The sequence below is a fragment of the Peribacillus frigoritolerans genome (assembly GCF_001636405.1).
Lineage (GTDB): Bacteria > Bacillota > Bacilli > Bacillales > DSM-1321 > Peribacillus > Peribacillus frigoritolerans.
The window spans coordinates 504,444-530,610 of the sequence record NZ_KV440950.1 but is presented as its reverse complement, the minus strand read 5'-3'; the positions used below and the strand labels follow the sequence as shown (position 1 = coordinate 530,610).

Annotated in this window: 21 protein-coding genes and 1 pseudogene; 5 read left to right on the top strand and 17 right to left on the bottom strand. The window is 40.7% G+C overall.

From position 1 onward, the window contains the following. Positions 1-505: 505 nt before the first annotated feature. From hpf to A6755_RS02520, 9 genes are all read right to left on the bottom strand, one after another. Positions 506-1,063, bottom strand: a complete 558-nt coding sequence (gene hpf / locus A6755_RS02560) for a ribosome hibernation-promoting factor, HPF/YfiA family (RefSeq protein ID WP_048684017.1) — start codon at positions 1,061-1,063, stop codon at positions 506-508. A 338-nt stretch (positions 1,064-1,401) separates the two neighbouring features. Beyond that, positions 1,402-1,800, bottom strand: a complete 399-nt coding sequence (locus A6755_RS02555; RefSeq protein WP_063589702.1) for a flagellar protein FlgN — start codon at positions 1,798-1,800, stop codon at positions 1,402-1,404. Between the two features lie 80 nt (positions 1,801-1,880). After that, positions 1,881-2,144: a flagellar biosynthesis anti-sigma factor FlgM gene (flgM, locus tag A6755_RS02550; protein WP_063589701.1), complete on the bottom strand. Its 264-nt coding sequence runs from the start codon at positions 2,142-2,144 to the stop codon at positions 1,881-1,883. A 224-nt stretch (positions 2,145-2,368) separates the two neighbouring features. Further along, on the bottom strand, positions 2,369-2,788 hold the full coding sequence (locus A6755_RS02545) for a TIGR03826 family flagellar region protein (protein ID WP_034315676.1): 420 nt from the start codon (positions 2,786-2,788) through the stop codon (positions 2,369-2,371). A gap of 99 nt (positions 2,789-2,887) precedes the next feature. Further along, positions 2,888-3,580 carry a ComFC family protein gene (locus A6755_RS02540; protein WP_034315679.1) on the bottom strand — a complete coding sequence of 231 codons (693 nt, stop codon included), beginning with the start codon at positions 3,578-3,580 and terminating at the stop codon, positions 2,888-2,890. After that, a complete protein-coding gene (locus A6755_RS02535) occupies positions 3,573-4,973 on the bottom strand; it encodes an ATP-dependent helicase ComFA (protein WP_244889620.1) in 1,401 nt (466 codons plus the stop codon). The genes A6755_RS02540 and A6755_RS02535 overlap by 8 nt, the downstream gene beginning before the upstream one ends. 113 nt (positions 4,974-5,086) lie before the next feature. Continuing rightward, positions 5,087-5,929, bottom strand: coding sequence for a DegV family protein (locus A6755_RS02530; protein ID WP_063589700.1), 843 nt, complete (start codon positions 5,927-5,929; stop codon positions 5,087-5,089). 184 nt (positions 5,930-6,113) lie between these two features. Beyond that, positions 6,114-6,797, bottom strand: a complete 684-nt coding sequence (locus A6755_RS02525) for a response regulator (protein ID WP_063589699.1) — start codon at positions 6,795-6,797, stop codon at positions 6,114-6,116. 33 nt (positions 6,798-6,830) lie between these two features. Next, positions 6,831-7,985, bottom strand: coding sequence for a sensor histidine kinase (locus tag A6755_RS02520; RefSeq protein WP_034315684.1), 1,155 nt, complete (start codon positions 7,983-7,985; stop codon positions 6,831-6,833). 614 nt (positions 7,986-8,599) lie between these two features. Between A6755_RS02520 and A6755_RS02515 the strand changes: the two genes are divergently transcribed. Beyond that, positions 8,600-9,235 (top strand): YigZ family protein, encoded by a 636-nt coding sequence (locus tag A6755_RS02515; protein ID WP_057278137.1) that lies wholly within the window; start codon positions 8,600-8,602, stop codon positions 9,233-9,235. Positions 9,236-9,413: 178 nt separating this feature from the next. Further along, complete coding sequence (locus tag A6755_RS02510; protein ID WP_034315688.1) at positions 9,414-10,436, top strand: LCP family protein; 1,023 nt, start codon at positions 9,414-9,416, stop codon at positions 10,434-10,436. Positions 10,437-10,606: 170 nt separating this feature from the next. Here the strand turns inward: A6755_RS02510 and A6755_RS02505 are convergent, their stop codons facing one another. The 3 genes from A6755_RS02505 to A6755_RS02495 all read right to left on the bottom strand — a co-directional run bounded on the left by A6755_RS02505 (position 10,607) and on the right by A6755_RS02495 (position 13,634). Continuing rightward, complete coding sequence (locus tag A6755_RS02505; RefSeq protein ID WP_063574686.1) at positions 10,607-11,692, bottom strand: glycosyltransferase family 4 protein; 1,086 nt, start codon at positions 11,690-11,692, stop codon at positions 10,607-10,609. 76 nt (positions 11,693-11,768) lie between these two features. Beyond that, a complete protein-coding gene (locus A6755_RS02500) occupies positions 11,769-12,872 on the bottom strand; it encodes a glycosyltransferase family 4 protein (RefSeq protein ID WP_063589698.1) in 1,104 nt (367 codons plus the stop codon). 18 nt (positions 12,873-12,890) lie between these two features. Further along, on the bottom strand, positions 12,891-13,634 hold the full coding sequence (locus A6755_RS02495) for a WecB/TagA/CpsF family glycosyltransferase (RefSeq protein ID WP_057278141.1): 744 nt from the start codon (positions 13,632-13,634) through the stop codon (positions 12,891-12,893). 111 nt (positions 13,635-13,745) lie between these two features. Between A6755_RS02495 and A6755_RS02490 the strand changes: the two genes are divergently transcribed. The 3 genes from A6755_RS02490 to A6755_RS02480 are packed head-to-tail and all read left to right on the top strand — an operon-like array spanning position 13,746 to position 17,898. After that, positions 13,746-15,176 (top strand): O-antigen ligase family protein, encoded by a 1,431-nt coding sequence (locus tag A6755_RS02490; RefSeq protein WP_063589697.1) that lies wholly within the window; start codon positions 13,746-13,748, stop codon positions 15,174-15,176. A 4-nt stretch (positions 15,177-15,180) separates the two neighbouring features. After that, entirely contained in the window at positions 15,181-16,707 is a 1,527-nt protein-coding gene (gene murJ / locus A6755_RS02485) for a murein biosynthesis integral membrane protein MurJ (RefSeq protein WP_063589696.1), read from the top strand. A 24-nt stretch (positions 16,708-16,731) separates the two neighbouring features. Next, on the top strand, positions 16,732-17,898 hold the full coding sequence (locus tag A6755_RS02480) for a glycosyltransferase family 4 protein (protein WP_063589695.1): 1,167 nt from the start codon (positions 16,732-16,734) through the stop codon (positions 17,896-17,898). A gap of 36 nt (positions 17,899-17,934) precedes the next feature. Here the strand turns inward: A6755_RS02480 and tagH are convergent, their stop codons facing one another. The 5 genes and pseudogenes from tagH to A6755_RS02455 all read right to left on the bottom strand — a co-directional run bounded on the left by tagH (position 17,935) and on the right by A6755_RS02455 (position 25,844). Continuing rightward, positions 17,935-18,732, bottom strand: a complete 798-nt coding sequence (gene tagH / locus A6755_RS02475; RefSeq protein WP_063589694.1) for a teichoic acids export ABC transporter ATP-binding subunit TagH — start codon at positions 18,730-18,732, stop codon at positions 17,935-17,937. A 17-nt stretch (positions 18,733-18,749) separates the two neighbouring features. Further along, on the bottom strand, positions 18,750-19,547 hold the full coding sequence (locus A6755_RS02470; protein WP_034315708.1) for an ABC transporter permease: 798 nt from the start codon (positions 19,545-19,547) through the stop codon (positions 18,750-18,752). A 3-nt stretch (positions 19,548-19,550) separates the two neighbouring features. Continuing rightward, positions 19,551-20,756, bottom strand: a pseudogene (locus A6755_RS02465) (CDP-glycerol glycerophosphotransferase family protein); the annotation flags it as partial. A 123-nt stretch (positions 20,757-20,879) separates the two neighbouring features. Further along, positions 20,880-22,418, bottom strand: a complete 1,539-nt coding sequence (locus A6755_RS02460; RefSeq protein ID WP_063589692.1) for a glycosyltransferase family 2 protein — start codon at positions 22,416-22,418, stop codon at positions 20,880-20,882. A 96-nt stretch (positions 22,419-22,514) separates the two neighbouring features. Beyond that, the gene (locus A6755_RS02455) at positions 22,515-25,844 is read right to left on the bottom strand and encodes a CDP-glycerol glycerophosphotransferase family protein (protein WP_084737299.1); all 3,330 of its coding nucleotides are present in this window, start codon (positions 25,842-25,844) and stop codon (positions 22,515-22,517) included. Between the last annotated feature and the right edge of the window lie 323 nt (positions 25,845-26,167).

Here is a 26,167-nt window from a genome sequence, read left to right as displayed (position 1 = left end):
ACAATATTAAGAAAATTTGAAGTTCAGGTGATTTTTCATAGACTAATTCAATTTCGTTTTACTCTTCTTAAAATTTCTTTGGGGTGTATTGATTCTCTCGATTGTAAATGCATCGTGGGCTTTTTGCGAAGTTAAGTCCTCACCGCAGGTCGGGCAAAGCCACTTTCCATTTTCCGCACTGCTAAAAGAAGCCCTGTGGCATGTATGGCAATTCTTTCGATACAAATAATCCAACCCCCTCTGCCCCTTGATCAAATTGTTTTCTACAAATAATTCATTGTTCTTTTTAAAGAACTAACAATTCGAGTGTAGTGCAAAAGATATAGGTATTTGAATAGGTTAAATTAACTATTTATCTTAATGAAGAACAAATTTCGTTCTTTTAAGTGATCTTTGTGTTTTTTAGAAAACCAAAAAAGCAATCATTTTTACGTTCAAACGGATTCTATCAACATGCAAAAAAGCACAACCCGGATGGGCTGTGCTTTTGATCTTAGAATAATAATTAACTAGGTTCAATCAATCCATAGCGTCCATCTTTTCGGCGGTACACTACGTTTGTTGTATTAGTATCCGCATTCGTGTAAACGAAGAAACTGTGACCAAGCATATTCATTTGTAAAATCGCTTCTTCACTGTCCATTGGCTTTAAATCAAAGCGTTTATTGCGGACCACTTCAATATCATTATCGTCTTCGAATTCATCCACCACTTCGTCAGCTTCCGTATTGAAGGCGAATGCATCGGGTGTAGTCGATAGATTGTTTCGGAACTTGCGATTGACCTTCGTTTTATGTTTACGAATTTGGCGTTCAAGCTTATCATTGATCAAGTCAATGGCAGCATACATATCCGCATTTTCCTCTTCAGCGCGAAGAACCAAATTCTGCATGGGAATCGTCACTTCGACCTTTGATGTATTATTGTTCACTTTTAAATTGACTAACACATTTGCATCTGGTGTATTGTTAAAATATCGTTCTAACTTGCCAATTTTCTTTTCGACGTATTCTCGAATTGCTGGAGTTACCTCAATGTTTTCACCGCGTACGTTGTAATTCATAAAGTGAGTCCTCCTTAAATTAAGACTATACAGTTAGATTCTACAATACCCCTCCGGTTCCTTTTAGAAACACATCATGAAATATGTCGAAATAATGAAACAATTGTCGGAAGGTTTGGAAAGGGTTGATGTCTGCCCTAGCTTCATTATATCAAATGCTATGCTAGAAAGAAAAAATTAAGCCTATTTTATTTACAGAAAATTTAAAAATATTTAACATAAAAACCGTTTGGACTCCAAAAGGTAAGGAAATCAATTTCTTTTATCATAGAACACGCCATCCACTGATAGACTTTCATACGGATTCGTGTATTTATTGGAGGACTTTTTCTTCTTATTCATTTCCTGGATATCCAGATGAATTGAAGGGACTGATAGATCAATTGCTGATTTAAACCGTTCCGCTCCTTCAGCTTTGCCACTTCATCGATCAATGCCGCTTTTAGCATTTCAAGGACTTCCGTTTCTTCTGGTCCTGTCAGTTCCGTCACGGTATGGATGGAGGCAGGCTGTCCCGCCGCTCCATTGGCTGCAAGAAATTCCTCGACTGCCCTTTCTCTTTCCTTATCCGTCTGACTGATCGCTTTAATATGCTTTTGTTCCGAAATCAGCAGGGCAGTAATCGCCTCGGTATCATTAGCTTTCAAAATGGCCGTTTTTCTTATCGCCAATTGATTGAAGCTTTTATGAAGCTTGATCAATTTTTCAAGCGATCCGATGATGTTCCGTGCAGTCATTTTGCTGCCTCCTCCGCTCATAAATTAAGGACGGAAACTTGCTCCGTCCACTTCATTCAAGCTTCTTTTTCATGGAAAATTCATTCCCGGTAAAAATCGATGAGACCCTTAGCCGTTGCTTGTGCATTCAATTTATAATTTCCTTTTTCAACCTGGATTTTCAGTTCATCCACTTTTGCTTGTCTTGCAGCAAGAATCGAAGATGATTGCTGCATTTCTTTTGCCGCTGAAGAAATTTCAACTTTATCCGAGGATTTGACCTTGGATTCCTTGATATTCCCCGTTTTATTGGCTTGAAGATTATAAGGGTTAACACCTGTCATACCGACGTTATTGATTTTCATATTCCAGATCCTCTCCTTCGGTCGATTTTATAAATCCCATTATGTTTCGATTCCTTAACACATGAAAATGGCTCTGGACTGTGTTATTCTCCCTATCTTTATTATCGACAAGGAACTGATTTCTTTAATTGTTTGCTGTAATCTTTCCTTCGACACCCATTGTCGAATATTGTTCTCAATATCGAATATTTTAACAAAAACGGCATCATGTTTCCATGAATGAATTACCCTTTTTGCTCATCCTTCATGTAGTACGTATTTTTTTTATCATTTCCTTGAATTTCAGTCAGGCGCTTTTCTTCATTTTCAAATGCCTGCAAATCCGTAACGAGCGAATTGCCGCATTTGCCGCATAACCTTCCGCTCTTGATGTTGGCGCCGCACTTTTCACAAGGAATTCCGAGATTGGGAAACTGTGAAATTCTCAGCTTTCCGGTTCTCACAAATTTAATAATTAACCTTTCTTCAACGCCGGTTTCCATAACCACCTGCATCATGGACGCCGTTCTATTTGTTTTCTTGCGAATATATGCATACACTTTATCATATTGGGCTTCTTCTTCTTTATAACAGGCATCGCACACATCACGGAATTTCGTCATAACGAATAACGAATTACAGTTTGGACAGTTGAATACATCCATCGAGGCCCCTCCTTCACCATCACGGCGATTATTCTTCAGTACTGTATATATCGAATAATCCCGGCGATACTTTAGGAAGTTTTATTAAAATAAGCTTTTTCACCTAGCCAGGGTGATCGATGATACTTCTTTGGCCCCAGCCGTTATCAATGCCTTTGCTGCATGCCTGAGAGTTGTGCCAGTTGTGTAAATATCATCGATGATCAAAATGGACTTATGCTCCAGCATATCAGATTGCATGACCTGAAAAACCTGCGGTAATGACATTCTCTCTTGACGAGATTTTTTTGATTGTTTTTCGGTATGGATTCTTGTCAAGGTCTCAACCGTATGAAGTCCAACTAGATCTGCCAAAGCCTTTCCCTGGTTGAACCCCCGCTCCTTAAGCCGTTCATCGCTAAGCGGGATGGCGGTTACCAGGTCAAACTCCACCTCCTTTAACCTTTCTTTCAAAAAAGGGACGAAAACCTCAGCTAACGCATAATCACCCCGGTACTTATATTTAGCAATCAGGTCTTTTAAGTATTCATTATAATGAAATAGCGCTATGTTCTTCGACAAATAGCCTCCCCATTCCCTATTCCTTTCCCATCTTGAACAATCGAAACAGAGGTCGCCGGTCATATGGTCCCCTCCCAGCTCCCTTGAGCACATTGTACATGTATCTCCGGTTATCCTATTAAGTTTCCCCTCACATCCTTCACAGATTGCCCTTGCCTCGGCCTGCTTTAGCAGGCTCCCCCATGTCAAAGCTTGCTTCATTCCTTCATCACAAACTAGACATCTATTCATCCAGCAGCCCCCTTTTCATGGCATTTTTATTCATCATCTGTATATGGCGGACCGCCTCGGACATCGCTTCACTTTTACCGTAATGAAAAAAGGTGACCGTCCCGGAAGGGTTCGCAAAGCTTCTCCCTACCCTGCCGGCAATCTGAACGAGAGCGCTATCGGAAAACACTTCATGTTCAGCACCGATCACGGCTACTTCCAACCGCTCGATTGTCACGCCCCGTTCCAGGATGGTCGTGGTCAGTAATCCCGGAACGAGTCCATTCCTTAAGGCCATTACTTTTTCCTTTCGATCAGGGTGCAGGGAGTGGACAATCGATAATTCAGGGGACAGCCTTTGAAACAGCGGAAGGACTTGCTCCATCACTCTGATGCTTGGAAAAAACAATAGGAAGGGGATATTCTGGTTAAGGCGCTCACTTACCCATGCGTTGATTTTCGATGGAATCTTTTGTTGAAGGAATAGTTTTTGCCAATTGCCGCTCCACTTCATTTCAGGAACGGGGATTGGCTGGCGATGATAACGGGCCGGGATTATGAAGGCTTTCAATTTGCCGCTTCGGTATAGCCGCCGCATACTCTTCGAAGGTGTGGCGGTCAAGTAGATGGTTGCCGCGGATACCTTTTTCGACTTATTAACCGCATAATGCAGCGAATCATCCATTGAGTAGGGAAACGCATCGACTTCATCAACGATGATGACATCGAAAGCTTCAATAAAACGGAAAAGCTGATGGGTCGTGGAAACGGTCAGTGGCGAAAAACCATGTCGATCTTCACTGCCGGCATGGAGGGTAGTGACTTCAATGGCAGGAAAAGCTTTTTTTAACCTTGGGGAGAGTTCGAGAACGACATCGGTACGCGGTGTTGCCAAACAAATCCGTTTCCCGGCAAGCAAGGCTGCCTCAATCGCTGGAAATAACACCTCCGTCTTCCCTGCCCCGCATACAGCCCATACCAGGAATTCATCTTTTCCGTTTACGGCTTCAACGACACAGTCGGACGCATTCTGTTGACCTGCCGATAAAGTGCCCATCCACCTCATCACATTGTCAGGAATCGTATATTGAATGCCGGGACCGGTCCACCTATAAAGCTTTGCACATTCACTGACCCGTCCCATCATGATGCATGAGCGGCAGTAAGTGCAATCTAGATTGCAAATCTTGCAAGGGAAAGTATAAAAAAAGGTTTGATCTTTGTTACCGCAGCGTACACAGTGATAACTGCCGTTCCCGGATTGCACGCCGCAAGTTTCCGAGACATACCCATTCTTGAGGTGCTCTGTGAGGATTTCTTGGGAGAAGGGGATTTCGAAGGCCAAAAGATGTTTTCCGGTGAGATGGTTCTGAAGTTCAGGGGAATAAGGCGGGGAAATGCTCGTTTTTTTCAAACTGCAACCTCCATTTCTTGATATATTACACTCCCCCTTATCATTCGCTTTTAATTCCCGGATTCCTTTTTGTTCATAAAAAAACGCCTTTCAATTAGTAAAGGCGTCAAAGCTTAAATTTTATACCAGCCCATCCCCATCGAGCCTTCGCCCAGATGCGTTCCGATTACTGGGCCGAAGTAGCTGATGTCGAATTCGACATTCGGGAACCGGGCTTCAAGTTCCGCTTTCCAGTCTTTGGCTTCACTTTCCCGTTTTGCATGAATGATGACGGCCTTATATTTCTCGCCGCTCGCCGCCTCTTCTCCAAGTAAATCGGCAATCCGTTTCATCGCTTTTTTCCTTGTACGGATTTTTTCGAATGGGACGATGACTTTATCAACAAAATGGAGCACCGGCTTCACTTGAAGCAGACTGCCGATCAAAGCTTGGGCACTGCTTAAGCGGCCGCCGCGCTGGAGATGGGATAGGTCATCTGCCATGAAGTATGCCTTGACCGATGGTTTCATTTCTTCAAGCCTGGCCATGATTTCTTCTGCACCTTTGCCATCAAGTGCCATCTTCGCCGCCTCGATCACGTAAAACCCTTGTACCATGCAGCTGATTTCCGAATCAAACGCATGAACCCTGATTCCCTCGACCATTTCACCTGCAGATACAGCTCCTTGATACGTGCCGCTGATGCCGCTCGATAAATGAATGGAAATAACATCATCATATTCTTTTTGCAGTTCCTCGAACTTCTCGACAAACTTCCCGATTGGAGGCTGTGAAGTGGTCGGCAATTTCTCCTGCCTCTTTACTTCCTCATAAAACTCATCCGCAGTAATATCAATTTCCTCCCGGTAAGCTTCATTGGAAAAAATGACATTAAGCGGCATCATATGTATATGTAAACGATCACGCATTTCCTTTGGTATATATGCAGTGCTATCTGTTACGACTGCGGTTTTCATATCAGTACCATCCTTATAAAAATTTACTTCGTATCATATTCAACATTCTATCTGAAAATGCCTTTATTTGCATTAAATAGCTTTTTTAATTACCAAAAATTTGAATATGATCACCAAACAAAAAAATCCAGCCCTTCAGCACGCATTGCGGAATCTGAAGAGCCGGACTTATCGAACGCTTTGATTACTTCACTTCTACCCAGCCGTTTTTAATAGCTAGGACAACCGCTTGTGTACGGTCATTCACATTCATCTTCTGAAGAATGTTACTCACATGGTTCTTGACTGTTTTTTCACTGATATATAGAGTTTCGCCGATGGCCCGGTTGCTTTTCCCGTCAGCTAAAAGCTGAAGCACTTCACATTCACGTCGAGTCAATAGGTGAAGCGGCCTCCTGATTTCTATCGTATGTATGGAATCACGATCAGCACCCTCTTCAGCTGCTAAACGGCGATATTCTTTAACTAAGTTATGGGTGACCTTCGGATGAAGGTATGAGCCGCCTTCAGCGACTACACGCACAGCATCGATCAACGCGTCTGCGTCCATCTCTTTCAACAGATAACCTTGTGCTCCTGTTTTCAATGCGTGCTGCACGTAGTTTTCATCATCATGAATGGAAAGGATGATGACTTTTGTTTCAGGGTAACGGCTCACGAGCATTTTTGTAGCTTCGACCCCATTCATGTTCGGCATGTTGATATCCATGATAACAACATCAGGTTTATGTGTTTCAACAAGATCCATAGCTTCGCTTCCGTCATCACCCTCGGCAACAACATCAAAGGATGATTCAAAATCTAATATGCGCTTTACGCCTTCACGAAAAAGCTGATGGTCATCGATTATGACGATACTAGTCTTCAACGGCTTCTTCCTCCTAGTTTCTATTTAATATGTCTATTCTCTATTATTTAAATGGTAGGGAATTTGGATAAATACCAAAGTGCCTGCCCCCGGTTGTGAATCGATAGTCATTTCACCTTCCAACAGCTCGACTCTTTCTCTCATTCCAACCAAGCCAAATGAGCCTTCTTTTTGAATCGAAGAGTCAAACCCCTTTCCATCATCTTTGACGACGACGGTCACCATCTCCTTGGAAATGGACAGTTTAACTTGAATCTGTTTTGGGTCCGCGTGCTTCAATGAATTTTGTACAGCCTCTTGAACCAGCCTGAATAATGCGACCTCCATATCGGAAGGGAGCCTTTTGACCTGCCCAAGGTTGACGAAATTCAGATTCACGCCATTATTATAGTCTTCGGTCGTTTGCAGGTACTTTCTGAGGGTTGGAACAAGTCCTAAATCATCAAGCGCCATAGGCCTAAGGTCATAGATGATTCTTCGCACTTCATATAAAGCATTCCTTACCATGACCTTTAAACTGCGGATTTCCACTAACGCTTCATCAGGACCTCTCTCCCGCTGCACTCGTTCTATCAGGTCTGAGCGCATCATGACGTTTGCCAGCATTTGCGCCGGACCATCATGGATTTCACGTGAGAGCTTTTTACGTTCCTGCTCCTGGGCTTCGATTATTTTCAGTCCGAAGTCCTGCTTGCGTTTCGCTTCTTGAAGGGCTTCCCCCACAAATTTAAGATCTTGTGTCAAATAATTCTGCACCACCGATATTTGCGAGACGAGATGCACCGCTTTATCGATCGTCTGCTGCAAACCCCTTAACCTTAACTCAAGTTCATCCCGGCGATTACGGAGCTCTTTCTCCAATTGCCGGTTAATTTGTAAATCGACTTGCAGCTTATGTGCCCTTTCATAAGCATCGCGCACTTGTTCTTCAGAAAAATGGTTGAAGTGCATACTGACTTCTGAAAGCCTTTTTCGAGCAAACCTGGCTTTTGAATCCAGTGCATCGCTGTCGGTTATCACAATGGCAACCCTGATTTTCACATCATCAAGCTCTTTTGATAATGTCTCGAAATCCTTTCGGCATTGTTCGCCGATATCAAAGACTTCATCCTTACTTTCACTAACAGTGCTCACCATTGTTTCTAAGATCTTGTCCAATGCTTTAGCATCAACCTTTTTTATGGACATTAAGATCCCTCCACTTAAATCAAAAGACTTAAACAATTTATTGTCTCAAAGACTATGTATATGGAAAAAAGTTCTTTCCCTTTTTCATGAATGGTTAAATTTCAGGAAACATTTGTATGAAGTAACCTTCATGAACATATTGTACCAAAAAAAGTTTAAAAATACGTTAATTTCCTTTTTGGTTTCCATAAAATGTACATACTTACTATACATCTCATAATCCGGCCATTAAGTCTGCCTATTAAAGGCAGATAGCCATATCAATTATCCTAATACAAAATATCCTTTTCAATCAAATGGGATATTCCGCTCCATTGATTATCATATGAAACAGATGCATTTATTAAATGGCAAAATCCTTGAAATGAGAGGACACGTTAAGGTAAAGCCAGGATAATGGCACAGAACTCATGTTTTTCCTATAATGTTATTCTTTTAAGCATATATGACCAGCTAATAACAATAACAGGCAATGAAATTAATTATAACACGTACAGCTTTATCTTATATTAAAGTTTCTTTACACATGCAGTATGTAAATGAATCGTGATTGCCACTTTTTCCGCAAAGCCTTATAATAAATCAACTAATAGGAAGCACGAAGGTGGAATAATATGCTCACTCAATATTTAACGGTGGCTGGTCGCGGCGAACATGAAATCGTCATTGAAAAATCCCGTTTTATTTCCCACATCGCCCGGGTCGAAACCGAAGATGCCGCACAGGCCTTTATCCAGGAAATCAAGAAAAAGCACAAAGATGCTACACATAATTGTTCAGCTTATATGATCGGGGAACAAAATCAAATCCAAAAAGCCCTCGACGATGGGGAACCGAGCGGAACGGCAGGCGTCCCTATCCTAGAAGTGCTTAAGAAGAAAGAACTGAAAGACACAGCTGTTGTGGTCACTCGGTATTTTGGCGGCATCAAACTTGGTGCTGGCGGTCTCATTCGCGCTTACAGCAAAGCTACTTCAGAAGGGATAAATGCCACTGGTGTCGTCATTAGGAAACTGATGCGGGTCATTTCGACAACCGTCGACTATACCTGGCTTGGAAAATTGGAAAACGAATTGCGCTCTTCCATTTATCAAATAAAGGAAATTCAATACCTTGATCAGGTCAATATCCTTGTATATGTTGAGGAAACACAAAAAGAGACATATATCGCTTGGATTACAGAGCTGACAAATGGTCAGGGCCATATCACCGAGGAAGAAATGCTTTATTTGGAAGAGGAATTCTCCTGATATACTCCTGCATATTTTCCCTTTTTTTTGCTGTAATATAATTGAAAAGAAATATTTATTTTACGAAATTATTAAATCATTGTAAAATTAGGTGTAATATATGACGAAATATAAACTGCAGGATTCGAAAAATAGCGATATATGTCTGATGTTCGTTATTTAAAAGGAGAAGAAAAAGATGTCTACTACTAGGCGTGTTTATAAAATTAAAAAAACAAAGAAAAAAAGGCGAAAGAGGCTTTGGTTATTGCTTGTTCCCCTTCTGGTACTTGGTCTGGGGGCTTCTACGTATGCTGCAACCCTGTATATGAAAGCCCAGAATGTATTCAATGATTCCTATGACCCTGTGGAAGCTTCAGCAAAGCGAGATGCAGCGATCGACCCGCTCGAAGATAATTTCTCGATTCTTTTCATAGGAATCGATGATAGCAAGGACCGTGACTTAAAAGGAAATTCCCGGTCGGATGCTTTAATGCTGGCCACATTCAATAAAGATCAAAAATCTATAAAGCTATTAAGCATTCCGCGTGATTCATATGTTTACGTGCCAGCTAAAGGCGTAACCACGAAAATCAACGCGGCCCATGCAGCCGGCGGTCCGAAAGCGACGATGGACACCGTAGAGGAGTTACTCGATGTCCCTGTCGATTATTATGTTCGCATGAACTTCAATGCTTTCATCGATGTTGTAGATTCATTGGATGGCATCGAAGTCGACGTCCCTTATGAAATGTATGAAATCGATTCACATGACAAAAAGAATGCCATCCACCTCGAAGAAGGATTACAGACCGTTGATGGTGAAGAAGCATTAGCATTTGCACGGACACGTAAAAAAGACAGTGATATCCAACGCGGCGAGCGTCAGCAGGAAGTGCTGAAAGCCATCATTGCCAAAGCAACCTCTGCTGGATCACTAACGAAATATACAGACGTAATGGAAGCTGTCGGCGACAATATGACAACGAACCTTAAATTCTCGCAAATGAGAGGTTTCATAAAATATGTGACTACCGATAAAGGCATCAATCTTGAAACCATCAAACTTGAAGGTCAGGATTCTACCATTAACGGAAGCTATTATTATCAGCTGAACGATACATCATTAGCGAACACTAAGCTGTTGCTTCAATCCCACTTGAACCTGGGACCAGCTGAAGGCAATCAAACTGAAGCAGTTCAATCACAAATACAAGAATAAAGCGAACCCCCCACTCGTCATGAGTGGGGGGTTTTTAATGCATTATATGAAATCACAAAGAATAGCCCTAAAAAGATCAAGCCTGTATTACAAAAAAGCCACCAACCGTTATTTCAAACGATTGGTGGCTTCAATAAAACTAGCGAATCTAGTAATCTATTCCTAAATGATCATGGCTTGTTTTTAAAGTTGAGCATCTTGAGCAACGGCTGGTAGTTTGAATTGACCAAGCCAATTTTCTCCACGAAAATCTCTATGATCAGCAGAAGTCCCGTTACAAGGATCAAAGCCCCCCACATCGTGGCAAATGAAAAGATTATCGCCGCTAAACCAAAGCAAGCAGCTAAAGCATAAATGAGCAAGACAGTTTGCTTATGGGTGAATCCCAAGTTTATCAAACAGTGATGTAAATGTGATTTATCAGCAGCCGAGATCGGCTGTTTATTGACGACCCTGCGGATAATCGCGAAAAATGTATCCGAAATGGGAACACCCAAAATGATGATCGGTACGATCAAGGAAATCATCGTTACGTTTTTAAACCCTAGAAGGGAAAGAACGGCAATGATGTAACCTAAGAATAAGGCACCTGTATCCCCCATGAAAATCTTTGCCGGATGGAAGTTATATTTCAAGAAGCCAAGAGTGCTTCCAATCACGATCAATGCGACCACGGCAACAAATAGGTCCCCTTTAATAAGGGCCATAGTTGCAATTGTCACTAATGCGATCGTTGAGACACCGCCTGCAAGACCATCCAGTCCATCTATTAGGTTGATTGCATTAATGATGCTGACGATCCATAAAATGGTGATCGGTATACTGAAAACACCAAATTCAAGAGTATCGGTAAAGAACGGCAAGTTGATGAATTCCACTTCAAGACCGCCCCATAATACGATAATGAGGGCAGCCAAAACCTGGCCCAGGAATTTGGGTGCAGCTCTTAATTCAAAAATATCATCAGCCATCCCGATCAATATGATGACAAGCGCTCCCACCAGAAGGGGCAGCTGCTCCCCAAAAGGCAGCTGCTCCCCAAAATCATCCATGAAAGGCAAGAAGAGCAAGAAGAGCAAGAAGGTAATGCAAAAACTCAAAAATATAGCTAAACCGCCCATGCGCGGCATAATTTTACTATGCACTTTTCGCTCATTCGGTTTATCGGTAGCTCCTAATTTAAAGGCCAGCTTTCCGACAAAAGGAGTCAAAAAAATGGATAATAAAAAGGCTACCAACAAGGCCCCTATTAACATCAAGAACCACCTCAATTCAACTAAAAATCTAATACCCGTTACGATCTATAAGAAAACCTATATATAAATGCTTATTTTAATTTTTCATCCTCAAATAAACATTATATACGTTATTGGCTAAAATCTCTATAGAAAAGTTGTTTTTTGCAAATTTTTGTAAATCCAGCCCTATCTTTGTCAAGTCCCCCGATTTTTTTAATTCCAAAGCATTGCAGATGGCCAGCTTCAGCTGTTCGACATTGCCGATATCCGTTATCCAGCCCTTGCCCCGATCGGGAATCAATTCCTGTACACCGCCGACATCACTAGTGATTGCCGGAAGGCCGGATCTTGCACCTTCAAGTAAAACGAGTGGGAAACTTTCGCTTAAGGAAGTCAATAATGTGATGTCCCCCAACGGGTAGATTCGATCTAAATCTTCACGATACCCTAAAAAGTACACATGATCGGATAATCCCTTTTCCGAGACCATCTCTTTTAGAGCGGTTCTCCTGCTTCCGTCCCCTGCAAGGATCAGCTTCACATGGGGAAATTCCGATACCACTTCACTTAGTGCCGCTAAAGCAAATTCATGACCTTTTACCGGTTCAAGCCTTGCAGGCATGATGATGATGAAATCATCTTTCCCAAACCCGAAATCTTCTCTTTGAAACGGGAAAGGCAGTTCCTTTTCAAAGTCAATTCCGTTCAGGATCTTTGTTATTTTGGATGAATGGATTCCTTGGTCAATCAAGTCCTGCTTAAAGCGGTCGGAAACCGCCAGTATATGATCGGCATATTGGAATGACCTTACATGAAGGCCAGTAAACAATTTCCCTTTTACACCCTGCCCTAAAAAATCATGATGAGGCGAACTGTGAACAGTAAGGAGCCATGGGCATTTAATGAGGCGCTTTATAAAAGCACCATATATATTAGCCCGCGGACCATGTGTATGGATGATGTCTATATTATTTAGACGGATAAAGTCCCTTAAAGGTTTCAAAATTGAAAGGTCATATTTGGAATGTTGCTTGAAAAGTTCAGTTTGTATCCCGGAGGACATGGCCCGCCGGTATAGTTCACCATTTTCAAATACACCTAGCAAACACTCCTCTTTATTCAATTGGTTCAGTAAGGACATAATATGAAACATACCGCCGCCGGTTTCATTACCAGCGTTTAAGTGCAAGATTCTCATCCAGTCCACTCCTTATGTTCAGGAACGCTGCACCGTTTTCCTTAACCGCCGAACCTTTAATACGAATCTTGGCAGCGCAAGCATCCGTTTCCACCGTGAAGGTTGCTGGATCAGTCGGTACAACCATTCAAGACGCATTTTTTGCCAGAAAACCGGGGCGCGGTTCACCTTTCCCGCAAGGACATCAAAGCTTCCCCCTACTCCCATGAATAGCCCTTTATTGAATAACGCATAGTGTCTGGAAACCCATTTCTCCTGCCTGGGGAACCCTAATGCAGTCAATATGATGTCAGGTTCAAGTTCCGCTATCGACTTCGGCAGGGCATCATCCTTGATATCAATGTAACCATGGTTGTATCCCACCAACTCGAGACCCGGGTATAATTCTTTCACTTTCAGGGCCGCTGCTTCAATCACGTTTTCCTCCGCTCCAAGCAGATAAACCTTCAACGCTTTTTCATCAGCGACCCGAAATAATTCATTCATCAAGTCGAATCCTGTAATCCGCTCTTGTAAAGGTTGATTTAGCCATTTAGAGGCCATAATAATACCAACGCCATCAGGAGTGATGTAATCAGCCGATATAATGATGTCTTTATAGTCCTTATGTTCATTTGCATACTCGACTATTTCGGGATTTGCCGTAACGACAAACGTTTTTTCCTGATTCATCAATCTCGGATAAATCATTCTATTCATGAACTCATCCATATTGCTATCAATGAATGGTATGGTTAGTATCTCAACAAACTTCTCTGTCATTTCACTTCAGCCTTTCATATGTACTATACATCTAAAGGGTGGGGTATTATTCAAGAAATTTTTTCATACACATCATAGAACGTGATTTTTGATTCAAAGGTGGTTAATCAATTGAAGTTTATAGAAAAACAATCGTTACCCATTCTATTTCTGTGCCTGCTCATCCCATCGGCAGTGCCTCACCCTATCGCCGGTTACATGGCAACGGCGCTGATGCTCGTTTTTATCGTTATAAATAAAAAAAACCTGTTATTAATTCTATTCATTTATTTCCCTGCCCGTCCCCTATTGATGGAACTGAATAGCGGCTTAACTTATACAGGTGACCTAATCATCCTCACCTTATTCATTTCTTTGCTTATTGAAAAATTCAAAAAGAACGAATGGCCATTTTCGAAATATCATTTCACTGCGCCATTTTGGTTGTTTTGTTTAATTGGTGCCGGTGCTGCACTCATAAACGGGGTGGGAATCCTCCCCATCTTGTTTGAACTCCGTGCATTGCTTATTACATTCTTGCTTCTTTACATTATCGGTGAATTAAATCTAGAAAGAAAGGATATCTTTCGCTTTTTGAAGGTAATCCTAATATTTACTATCTTACTTAGCCTGCATGGCATAGTGGAGAAAATCTTTTCCCGTACAATCCTGCTTCCCCGCACATGGGAATTGTGGAATCTTTCTCCAACAAACCGCATGAGGATTTATGGAGCACCAGCCAATCCTAATGTATTTGCCTTATTCTTAAGCATTCAGTTATTCCTTGGTTTCTTTCTATTTCAGTCGCTGAAAAAATATAAATGGATCGTCTTTCTGGCTGCCATCCTGATTTCCGGAACGTTACTGCTTACCTATTCGCGGGGCACGATGATTGCATTCGGGTTCGCTGCGCTTGTCTTTATAATTTGGACTAGAAATAAACCATTTCTCAAATATGCTGTAGGAGCATTTTGTCTCGGACTGCTTCTTATTTATTACCCAGTTTTATTTGCATCAAGCAAAGTGGAGGTATCCGCATCGATTCCCATGGAAAACGTGGTGATCGGCAGCACTCCATCTTCCGAACACGAAGATGCCCTCTCCAATCGCTTTTCAGAAATGTTCTCTGATAAGACCCTGCACCAAAGTACGGAATGGGGCCGGTTATATGTCCTAATCAAGGGAATTGAAATTTTCAAAGATCACCCGATAATCGGCACCGGGCTAGCAACCTTCGGAGATTCTGCGACACTTTCCTTCTCCTCACCAATCTATCAGGAGTACCAAATTGGTGAAAGGATGTATACCGATAATCAATATATCCAGATTCTGGTCCAAACTGGTGTGCTCGGCTTCCTTGCAGTTCTTGCATTCATCTTTTTCACCTGCCGGAAAATCCTGAAATCGGGAAAAGGCACATTTGGGGCGTTCACCATCTGCCTGATGTTGGCCGCACTATTAGCAGGACTTTTCTACAATATTCTTGAAGATAAAACGTTTACGCTGATATTTTATAGTTGTTTGGGATTCTGTTTACAGAAGGACATCATTTTAAAGGATTGAAAATATGCCTACTCTTTCAAATGTCATTAAATCGGTCGGGCTCGTCACCATTATTGCAGCCATTGGAAAAGTCCTCGGATTCGGGCGGGAATCGATCATAGCCGCCTATTTCGGGGCATCATCCATGGCGGATGTTTTTTTCGTGGCAAGCCTCATTCCAACCATTCTTTTTACGGCTCTCGGCAGCGGTCTTCAGGCCGGCGTTATTCCTATTTACTTGGAAAAGAAAGCGGATAACCCAAAGAAGGCGGACGAATTCATCAGTGTTTTAGGTTCTTTCTTCATGCTGGTTGCCGGAGTCCTGACCATTGCCTGCATGATTTTCATAAAGCCGCTCGTCATGATGACAGCCCCGGGCTTCTCCGATTCAGAGCTTGCCCTGACGGAATCACTGACCCGGATCATGCTGCCAAGTTTACTATTTTTCACGCTTTCATACATGGCGACGGGGGTCCTGAATGCGAATAAGCGCTTTATACTGCCGGCACTCACTTCAACTGCACAAAACACGGTCATTATAGCAGCCACCGTATTGTTCGCTGCTCCCTTTGGGATTGAAGGACTGGCTTGGGGGTTTGTGTTCGGTGCAGCAAGCCAGTTCCTTATTCAATACCCATCATTGAAGAAATACGGAATCCGACCCATCGTCTCTTTCCTGCCTCACAAAAGGCAGATTGCACAAACACTGCTCACCTTTTATCCAATTATTATCGCCGCTTTGGCGATCCAGTTGAATAGTGTCGTCGATCGGATCATTGCGACTTCGCTCGAAACTGGGAGCGTATCGGCCCTTAATTATGCGAATCGCCTGCTGTGGCTGCCATTGAGCATTGTCCTCACGCCGCTGATTACCGTATTGTACCCTTCAATCGTCGAGCGCGCGCTTATAGGCTATCAATCCTTCCTTAATTTGACCTTAAAAGGGTTGAAATCACTGTTATTTCTAGCGATTCCGTTCATGGTCGTCATGTTAATCAGTGGAAACAGCCTAATCACTCTGGCTTTCCAACGCGGGGCTTTCGATGCTTCAGCAACTGATATGACTTATAGGGCATTCCTCTTTTATTCAGCTTGCCTCCCATTCTTTGCACTGAGGGATTATTTGATGAACGCCTTTTACGCCTTGAAGAAAACGAAAGTGGCCATGTATTCCTGCCTGATTGCCGTTTTGCTTAACGTGCTGCTCAGCTGGGTTCTATCACGTTATCTCGGCGTCGGTGGAATTGCTTTAGCAACAGGGATTTCCATGCTCATGCAATCTCTCTACCTTTTCGGCTACCTATGGCTGAAGACAAAAAGTACGGACAAGGCCGCTTTCAGGGATGTTTTTCAGGAAAGCGGCAAGCTTACCATCATCGGAGTCATCCTTTACGGAATCGCACACTGGATCCACCCGCTTACCCTAATGCTGCCCATAATCATGGAATTGGTGATCATCACGCTGCTGGTATTCGGATTATATCTCGCACTATCCATGCTTTTTAAAGTAGGCAGCCTGCAAGGGCTGAAAAAGATCAGATCATCAAAGTAATCCATTAGAAGAAGGAGTGCCAATATGAACATTTTAATCACAACGATTTTCAACTATCCTCATGAAGGAGGGCTATCGAGCCATATCACTACGTTAAATAAGGGTTTAATGTCACGGGGCCATAATGTGGACATATTATCTTTCTCTCAATTACCACCTTTCAAGAGGAAGATGCTCGCCCAGGCTCCAGGATTTTTGTTAAATAAAGTAAAACAGGGGAGCGGCCAGCTTTTCAATGATCGGCAACGCCAAAAATTATTGGCTTCATCTATTAACGCCTTGAAAAAGAACTATGATGTCATTAATGCCCAAGACATTTTCGCAACGCTCGCCTCCATCGAATCCGGGATACCAACGGTGCAAACCGTCCATGGATATTATTCATTCGAGGCAGTCAGCAGGGGCGCTCTTCTTCCGGACAGTGAAGAAGATTTGATCATCCGCGAGCTAGAAAGAAAAGCTTATCAGTCCGCTGCAAAAGTTGTGACGGTCGATCAAAGGATCAAAGACTATATAAATCATTTGGCACATATAGAGGCGGATACGATCAAGAACTTCATTGACGTGTCTGCTTTTAAACCGGAGATGGCAAAGCGGGAGCAAACTCGCCGGGACTTTCAAATACCGCTACATAAAAAGATGCTTTTCGTTCCGAGAAGAATGACGGAAAAGAACGGTGTCATCTACCCGCTCCTTGCTTTGCCGGAGGTGCTGGAAAACCATCCTGAAACGGTTTTGGTCTATGCGGGTACAGGGGAACAGCGAAGCCGGCTTGAGGAAACCGCAGCCAGTCTCAATATATCCGCTTCCGTACTTTTCCTGGGTTCTGTGCCGTTCGAGAAAATGCATAACCTCTATGAAGCATCGGACATCGTACTCATCCCTAGCGTTCATTCCCACGGGGTGGAAGAAGCGACTTCCATTTCCGCTTTAGAAGCGATGAGTTGCCGCTCACCCGTCATTGCAAGCGCAATCGGAGGTTTAAAGGAGATTCTCATTGATGGCGAAGATGGCCTTTTAGTAGAGGAAAAAAATAAAGAAGCACTTGCACAAGCCATCTCCCTTCTGCTTAAAGACACTGAATATGCAGCAAAGTTAGCTTCGAAAGCAAGGTGTAAAATGGAAAGCGAATACTCCCACCTTTCAGCGGCCGAGCGGTTTGAGAAAGCTTATGTTGAAGTGCTTAACTAAAAAAAGCAGACCCGAAGCCCGGGTCTGCTTTTACATTCATACCAGTGCGGAACTACGCCTTTTCATTTGCTCTTCACGGTATTTTTTCTGTTCTTGTTTAGACATGGCGTTATATTCTTTTAAGAATGCCTCATATTGCGGCATTACTTCCTTCATGGGACCGTATGCCTTTAACTCTCCATATTCAAGCCATAATGCCTTTTGGCAAAATTTCTTCATCTGACCGATTGAATGGCTGACGAAGAACATCGTTTTGCCCTTTGCCTTAAATTCGTTCATTTTCTCTAAACACTTCTCAGCAAAGTTTTTATCCCCGACTGATAAGGCTTCATCAATAATCAGGATATCTGGATCGATATGCACGGAAATGGAAAAACCAAGCCTGGACTTCATGCCGCTTGAGTATGATTTCACCGGTTGGTCAATGAACTTACCCAGTTCGGAAAACTCAATGATCTCAGGCTCAAGTTCTTTGATCCGATTTTTATCGAATCCGAGCATCAGCATTTTCAGTTCGATGTTTTCCCTGCCCGTCAACTGATTATTCAGGCCCGATGAAACGGCAATCAAGGCCGTTTTCCCATTAGTTTGGACATTTCCGTCCGTAGGCGGGACAATGCCTGCAATAATATTGGACAATGTGGATTTACCTGATCCGTTGACCCCGACAAATCCTATTACATCACCCTTTTCTGCTTCAAAACTAACATTCCTCAGAGCGAAGTACTCTTCCCCATAGCTTTTAGGCAAAAGGAGATCCAATAATTTTTCCGAGTTTTTATTATATAATTTATATTTTTTCGTTATATCTTTGACTACTACCGATTTTTCCAAATTTTCTCACTTCCAGTTTACTTAAAGTCAACAAAGCGATCTCTGAACCTGACATGCAGCGAGGAACCTATCATAAACAAGATGATAACGACTGCCCAGAAATAAAGCGTATACTCCCAATGCGCTATCAGATACCATGATTCCCCCAACAACGAAGCTCGATACCCTTCCACAATATAATATAGTGGATTCAGCTTCATGATGTTGACTATGGTAGGATGTTCCTTAGCATCCATTACCCAAAGGATTGGTGTTAAATAAAACATGACTTTCATTAAGGACACGATGATATTATGAACGTCACGAATGATGGTTGATAATGTTGAAGTGATTAAACCCAATGAAAATAACAGCAAGACCGTCGCTGCAACATAATACGGCAGTTGCAAGATATAGAGTGTAGGGAGGTAACCTGTAAACCCTAATAGGATGATGATGACTCCCAGCAGCATGAGATGCTGATACAACTTAGCAAAGATGACATACGATGGAATCACACTCATCGGAAAGCTCATCTTGGATACCATATTCATTCGGGAATAGACGGATTTGGACGTTTGGGTTATGGCCGGGTTCACAAAGAACCAGACAACGATCCCTGCCATCAGCCATGGAAGGAAATCATCCCCGCGATTTAAGATGATAAATCCAAATACAAACCAATAAATCGCAATCTGTATCATAGGATTGATGATTTCCCATAGGACTCCCAGGTAGTTACTGCTGTTGGCACTTTTCACCTCATAAACAGATAAACGCCTTACTAAATAAAAATGTTTGATTTGTTCTTTTAAAACGGTCAAAGCTGAACTCATAAATTACACAGACCTTCCTAAAAACACTTTTTCTACGACACGGCGTGAAGCCTGGCCATCCTCGAGTGCACAAAACCGCTCGTGAAAATGATTGAAATCATTGGTATTTTCATATTTCATCGTCTTGATACTATCAATGACCGCATCAGATGTTTTGACTAACAAACCTGGTGCATTCTTTTCGAAATCAAAGTAAAATCCGCGAAGCTTATCCCTGTAATTTTCAATATCATATACATAGAAAAGCATCGGACGCTGTAAATTTGCGTAATCAAAGAATACGGATGAATAATCGGTTATTAATAAATCCGAAATAAGATACAAATGACTAATATCTTCGTAACTGGATAAATCATAGGCGAATCCTTCATACGCTGATAAATCCAAGTTCTCAGAAACCAAATAATGAAGACGGAGCAAAATGACATACTCCTCCCCCAATTCCCGTTTCATTCGATCCAGATCCAGTTTTATTTCGAACTTATATTTTCCCTTGCTATAAAACTCATCATCCCTCCAAGTGGGGGCATATAAAACGATCTTTTTCTCTATTGGTATACCCAACTTCTGTTTCAATGAGTCGATTGTATCACGATTATTCCCGTTGTAAAGGATATCATTCCGTGGATAACCGGTTTCCAGAATTTTAGAGGCATCGACATTGAAGGCCCGGGCAAAGATTTCACTTGAATAAGCATTCGGTGAGATTAAATAATCCCATTTACTTGATTCGGCATGGAAATTTTCTTTATATTTATCCGTCGTCGTTCCAGGCATATGAACTTCATTCATATCCGCCGCAAGCTTCTTTAGTGGAGTACCATGCCACGTTTGCAAATAGATCGTGTGCTTCGGCTTCGGAATCCAAAGCGGAAGCCTGCTGTTCGTCACCCAATAACGGGCCCTTGTCATTTTGAGCAGCCAACTGAATGAAAAACGATCGAGATATGGAATGCCTGCCTCTTCGAAAAGAGCAGCATATCTTTTATCCACGCTCCAATACATTTTATATTCAGGATGGTTACTCTGCAAGTATTCATAAATCGCCCGGGGATTACAGCTATACTGCTTGCCCAAAAAGCTCTCAAAAATGACAAGCTTCTGGTCCACTGGCAACACTGTGCCCGCCAATGCAAAAGCCATTTTATATCCTCTTAAAATAATTGCTTTAGCCTTATTTTTAACTAGCGATAGAAAGGAAGGTCTCTTTGAGGTTTGTACATTTTCATTTGACATATCCGATCTCCCTTTTTATTGATTAATGATCATTTCAAACTAAAAATAAGCTCACCCAATAAAAGGGAGAGCTTATTTTTGGCGTACTTCTAACAGCTACTCCAAAGACTTAATTGCCAGTCCCAAATTATTTGCCACTGTTGTATAAAACTCCACATTTTTCTTATTATACGTCATCTTATTTTTCAGGATCCTTTTAATATTCATCAATTGATAATCATTGTAGCGAATGAACACTGTAAATAATGACATTTCCATTTTATCAATTTCTTCTAAAGAAACAGTAAATTGACCTATATTACCGTCTATTTGAACTCCGCAATTGATTTCATTGTCCACTCTTTTTCGATCACGTATCAATACAGAATCTATGTTGTCTATATCATCACCATAAATCTCAAAACTTTGGTGATAGACATTATCCATGATAAAGGAATCCATTGCACGGGCAAGCATCGGTATCCTGACAAAGCGATACTCGTCTTCCAGAAATGGAAGTTCATAATATGGTAAACCATCTTTAATATGATACTTTTTATTGGAATCTCGCTTTAACCATTCAAACAACTTTACGAAATCCTCAATGCGATCGCCCATGAATAATTCAAGAGCCAATTTATAAACAGGCACCTTAAATTCATTCTTAAAGTCATATGACAGGTTATTCGCAGTTTCGACAGCTTCCCTTAATATTTCTATAAAATCTTCTTTATTCTTGGATTTCACAAAAGTTTGGCTGTCGAACGTTTTTACAATATCGTACTCATAAATCCGGTTAAGGGCCACCTTTTTCAATTCAATGGCAATGTCCTTGGATTGAATATACTTTATTATGTCGATATCCGCTTTCCTTTTTTCCAACACATTCGTAACACGTGTTAAGGAAGAGGGATTTTCTGAAGTCCTATTGACATAATAAATAGGCTTTTTAGTAGTTGATACTGCTCTGACTTTAAAGAAAACATCAGTAAAAAACCATTTATCTTCACCGAATTTCATATTCGGAAAACCAATTTCATTTTCTTTAACCATAGGCAGATTCATCATCCTGGCCGTTGGACCCATATGATAAAAAAAGTGCGGAACATCCATTGGGGTGATGCTTCTTCTTTCTTTAATGGAAGCAAACTCACCGATGACACTCTCTGCCTCAGATTCGACTTTTACCGTTTTGCCCACTACATAATCATCACCGGTTTCCTCCAGGATATTATAGAGGCTTTCCAGTCCATCATGGGCAAGCCAGTCATCCGCGTCTAAAAAAGTTATATATTTGGATGTTCCCAACTCTATTCCAATATTTCTGGGGGTCCCAGGTGACCCATTATTTTCTTGAAGAGTAACTGAACAGATATTTTTATATTTAGCTGTATACTCCTGAATGATTTTATTGGTAGCATCAGTCGAACAATCATCAATAATGATATATTCAATCTGATCTATACCCATTGTCTGATTTATTACTGATTCAATTGTTTTTCTGATGAATTTTTCAGCATTATAAGCAGCCGTGACTACAGTGACCTTTTTTTCTTTTCCTAAAAATTTATTCCTTAAGCCTACAGGGTTATTTTTTATTGAAATATTACCGCTCTTTAAAAGTTCCCTCGCCTTTTGACGTACCAAGAAATTCATACGATTCCCTCCTTATAAGTAGAGGTAACATAGATGTTTCTATCAGTCAGCCAGTTACCAGTTACTTAAAAGCAACAATACCCTTTATTTCAGGAATCAATCATTAAAAAATTTATCCACGATTCTCTGTGTAGCTTTACCATCCTCTATTCCACAATACTTCTCTCTAAATAAACCATATCTCTCTTTGTATTGCATGTTTATTTCATCAATATTGGTAATAGTATCGATAATCTCCTCAGTCGTTTTTAAAAATGGACCTGGTGCTTCCTTTTCAAAGTCCATATAGAATCCGCGGATGTTATCTCTGTAATCTTCCAAGTCATACGTGTAGTACAAAATCGGCCGGGCAGTATTAGCAAAATCGAACATTACGGAAGAATAATCCGTAATCAATATATCAGAAATCAGGTAAAGTTCCTGGATATCTGAATAATTGGATACATTTATCACGAAATCCTCGAATTCGCTCGGAATGCTGAGATTATTACTTATAACAACATGCATCCTTAACAACAGGATATATTCATCCCCTAGTTCTTCCTTCATTCTTTCCAAATCAAATTTCAGCTCGAAAATGAATTTATTGTTTTTCGAAGTTTGATTATCCCGGAATGTAGGAGCATATAAGATGACTTTTTTCCCTTTTGGTATCTTCAGTTTTTCCATCACTGAGTCGGCAACCATTGAAGCATCTTCCTTGTAAAACAAATCATTTCTCGGATATCCCGTTTCCAATATTTCCCCTTCATATTTGAAAGCACTTCTGAAGGCTTTGGATGCGTATGGACTTGGTGATATTAAGTAATCCCATGTTCTCGTTGCACCATGCACCCGATTCAAGTACCCCTCGTCTCTTCCTTGAATATTATCGATATCAAACAGCATTTTTTTCAAAGGGGTTCCATGCCAAGTCTGAATATATGTCGTTTCCTTCCTTTTGCTTAAATAAGTAGGGAAGTTTTGATTATTTATCCAATAACCTGCTTTGGCCAAATAATAATAATATTCCGGGCTTAGGCGTTTGATCAGCTTCGTGTTCTTTCCTTTTATCGGTAAATTACCATTATACACCCAAACTTTTTTATATTTATTATCCCTTTTGACCAGTTCTTCATAAATATATTTGGGGCTATCGGAGAATTGCTTCCCTATCCCACTTTCAAAAAGAATAAGGTTCCGGTCAACCGGTATGATCCTGGACATGATTTTATAAACTTTTTTCATGACAGGGAAATACTGTTCACTTTTCCTAAATCGATTCATAATGAGTTTTGATATCGGGTGGTTATATAATTTAATAAGTGAATTCTGATCTTTTTCTGCATGTTTAATCACTTCGAATATCCTTGAATTAGAATGGACATCCCGATATTTAATAAAACGGTTGGCCTTATCGATATACTTTTTCTTCATGACAAAATCAGTGTTGGCGTATTCGGCTAAAACACCCAACAATCCATCCAATTCATCAACGATTTCACCCGGAAGATCGTTATCCAAATCCAAATGTGACGGTCTTTTCCCTATGAAACGATCTCTATCAAATTGATAGTAAATAACCGGTTTATGCAGGAAACTAAAGTCGAAAGCAACACTTGAATAGTCCGTGATCATAATCGCGCTTTCCTTAATTAACCTTTGGACATCCACTTCACCCTGACTAATCACCCGAACAGGGGCATCTTTAAAATAAGACGTGAATTTCTGCATATTAGGGTGAAGGCAAAAAATGATTTCAAACCCATTATTTTTAGATAACTCATGTAAAACCGGGTGATTCACCAAGTTCTGATACCTTTCGAAATACTCGCTTTCCAAAAATATTTCATCGGATGTAATCCAATCTCGCCATGTCGGAATGATCAGTAATTGCCGCTTTGTTAAAACATCATCCTTAAATAGTGAGTCGAACCTAGAAAGTCCGGTCGTGAATACTTCCTTCTCGTTGTATCCAAAATCCGTTACGATCATATCCTTTTCGAAGTCTGAACTAACTAGAAAAACATCCGTACTAAAACCGGAGGATGCATTTTTGCCGTAGTTTGCAACCATGTTCTTAGTGCCCATAACACCATGTTGAAGAAATACCTTAACTCCCTTAACACGATTTTTAAATTCAGATGTTCTTAAAGGATATAAATAATCCGGATGATGTGATGAAATGATACGTGTCGATTCCATTGTCTTTTTAATATGATCCTTTGACTTGAAATAAAGGATATTTCCAAAGGGCTCGACGTTCTTGGCTTCCACGGAATTTTCTTCTATTACATAATAGACTTCTTTTTCAGGGTGGTTTTCCCTCATATATTTAAAAAAGTGATATCCGGTATCTTGGGCCTTATAAGTTCTTTCGCCAATTAGCCAAACATCCTTTTTCTTTTTAAATAGGGCCAAAAAACGCCTCCATCCCATCATCTTTTTTAGATATCGATAACTTTCCGTAGAGAAGTTAAACACTTCCAAAGATAAATTGGATGCTTTAAAGGTATAATATGGATTGATGATGGCCACTCCATTATTCGAACTCACATCGGTCTTTTTTGTAAATAATTTAGTTCTCGTGGTCGGTCTTCCGACGCGTACCATTTTCGGCTCTTCCTGATCATGTAAATGTAATTTCATGTAAATATCATAGACATCATCTTCCAAATCCACACTGACTAATTGTTCTAAATCCAATTTCAAATCATATATATAACGATTCAGTCCAAATTTCTTAATATTCATTTCCTTATTATGAATAAAAGATAGATTGGCCTGATATTCTTTGCCACTTTGTCTTCCTCTAACTAGGCCCTCACCTTTTATGATCACGGAATGCTTGGTGAAGATTTGACCATTAACATGCATGGTCTTCGAATTGTTTTTCATTTTTTCAATTTGAGACTTAATTTGAATTTTAGGGGTTTTATTGATGTAAAGAGATATATTTCCTTTATTCGTTATCGAGAATATACCTTGTTTATCTTCATAGGTGTAAATACTTAAATTGTTCGTGTACGTCTCCTGAAAACGCCCTAGACGAATTGGAAATTCAATATGAACCTGTTCGTTCTCTTCTACATATTCAGCTTTATGTTCGATATTAAGTATTGTTTTCTTACTCAGCTTTTCAATCGGAACGGCTACCTTTATATAACAGTCATAAACAGTCGGTTCATCATCTGCTAATTTCCGCATTAAATCTTTCATATCTACTTTAAAATCAAATTTAGACGAGCTCACCGATTCAGCTATTTTTATTTTCTGATCTTCGTTTTCCCTAGAATATAGCCATAGTTCTTTTGCGCAATAATGTTCTATTGAAAATTCTCCTTTAATCAATAGCATATTTTCCTCTTGCGCAATGGTCAGAACTTGTTTCAGCTTAATTTTAGGCGTTTTTTTTGCTTTCCCTTTTCCAAGAAGCTTTTTAATCATTTTAGACCACCTATAACAAATTATTTATTTAAATAAAAATGAATCATTCATTGTACTTTAAAATCATAAACTTTTTTTGGCTTTTCCTCAATATCATTAAACATACAGGTGGATTTCCCTTAATTACCCTTCAATTCCACCTATGAACAAAAAAGAAAATATCCAGGTGATTCATTGTCGTACCAAAACAAAAAACCGCAAAAATCAAATGCATGTCCTTCCATGTTGCCAGAATAGAAAGGGAATAGCAAAAACATGTCTTTCAATTACAAAGAAGTCTTCTTACTATCAAAGTGAACGCTTTCAAAACAGGTCAACCGTTT

What these genes read in the sequence shown, in the direction of transcription:
- flgM (WP_063589701.1), bottom strand. Translation starts at nt 2,144, where the DNA reads ATGAAAATCAATAACGTCGGTATGACAGGTGTTAACCCTTATAATCTT.
- hpf (WP_048684017.1), bottom strand. Translation starts at nt 1,063, where the DNA reads ATGAATTACAACGTACGCGGTGAAAACATTGAGGTAACTCCAGCAATT.
- A6755_RS02555 (WP_063589702.1), bottom strand. Translation starts at nt 1,800, where the DNA reads ATGACTGCACGGAACATCATCGGATCGCTTGAAAAATTGATCAAGCTT.
- A6755_RS02455 (WP_084737299.1), bottom strand. Translation starts at nt 25,844, where the DNA reads ATGATTAAAAAGCTTCTTGGAAAAGGGAAAGCAAAAAAAACGCCTAAA.
- A6755_RS02460 (WP_063589692.1), bottom strand. Translation starts at nt 22,418, where the DNA reads ATGAATTTCTTGGTACGTCAAAAGGCGAGGGAACTTTTAAAGAGCGGT.
- A6755_RS02510 (WP_034315688.1), top strand. Translation starts at nt 9,414, where the DNA reads ATGTCTACTACTAGGCGTGTTTATAAAATTAAAAAAACAAAGAAAAAA.
- A6755_RS02505 (WP_063574686.1), bottom strand. Translation starts at nt 11,692, where the DNA reads ATGTTAATAGGGGCCTTGTTGGTAGCCTTTTTATTATCCATTTTTTTG.
- A6755_RS02470 (WP_034315708.1), bottom strand. Translation starts at nt 19,547, where the DNA reads ATGAGTTCAGCTTTGACCGTTTTAAAAGAACAAATCAAACATTTTTAT.
- murJ (WP_063589696.1), top strand. Translation starts at nt 15,181, where the DNA reads ATGCCTACTCTTTCAAATGTCATTAAATCGGTCGGGCTCGTCACCATT.
- A6755_RS02545 (WP_034315676.1), bottom strand. Translation starts at nt 2,788, where the DNA reads ATGGATGTATTCAACTGTCCAAACTGTAATTCGTTATTCGTTATGACG.
- A6755_RS02540 (WP_034315679.1), bottom strand. Translation starts at nt 3,580, where the DNA reads ATGAATAGATGTCTAGTTTGTGATGAAGGAATGAAGCAAGCTTTGACA.
- A6755_RS02500 (WP_063589698.1), bottom strand. Translation starts at nt 12,872, where the DNA reads ATGAGAATCTTGCACTTAAACGCTGGTAATGAAACCGGCGGCGGTATG.
- A6755_RS02480 (WP_063589695.1), top strand. Translation starts at nt 16,732, where the DNA reads ATGAACATTTTAATCACAACGATTTTCAACTATCCTCATGAAGGAGGG.
- A6755_RS02515 (WP_057278137.1), top strand. Translation starts at nt 8,600, where the DNA reads ATGCTCACTCAATATTTAACGGTGGCTGGTCGCGGCGAACATGAAATC.
- A6755_RS02520 (WP_034315684.1), bottom strand. Translation starts at nt 7,985, where the DNA reads ATGTCCATAAAAAAGGTTGATGCTAAAGCATTGGACAAGATCTTAGAA.
- A6755_RS02495 (WP_057278141.1), bottom strand. Translation starts at nt 13,634, where the DNA reads ATGACAGAGAAGTTTGTTGAGATACTAACCATACCATTCATTGATAGC.
- A6755_RS02530 (WP_063589700.1), bottom strand. Translation starts at nt 5,929, where the DNA reads ATGAAAACCGCAGTCGTAACAGATAGCACTGCATATATACCAAAGGAA.